This window comes from Methylobacterium sp. D48H (assembly GCF_053345715.1).
This window is the reverse complement of sequence record NZ_JBKFAP010000198.1, coordinates 1-288: the sequence shown is the minus strand read 5'-3', so window position 1 is coordinate 288 and position 288 is coordinate 1. Positions and strand designations below refer to the sequence as shown.

Below are 288 nucleotides of genomic sequence, written 5' to 3'. Positions count from 1 at the left end.
ATGCCCCCGTCACCGTCGCGTTCGACCGGCCCCTCGGAGGGCGCCTCGATCCTCTGGATCCTGATGCTTGGTTCGGCGCTGGTCGCCCTCGCGGCGGCGCCGGGGCGGCGCCGCGTGCCGGCGGGTCTCCCCGCCGCCGAGCCGCCGCTCGACCGCGACCCGTCCTGCGACGATCGGGGCCTGCGAAAGGGCGCCGCCGCGGGGGCGCGCTCGATCCCGGGGCGCGCCGCGCAGCTCACCGCCGCGACCCAGCCGGAGCGCGGCCGCGCCGCCGACAGCCCCGTCGAG

At 80.6% G+C, this 288-nt stretch carries 1 pseudogene; it reads left to right on the top strand.

The features are described 5' to 3' along the window. Positions 1–63 precede the first annotated feature (63 nt). Positions 64–288, top strand: a pseudogene (locus ACLBX8_RS32105) (hypothetical protein); the annotation flags it as partial.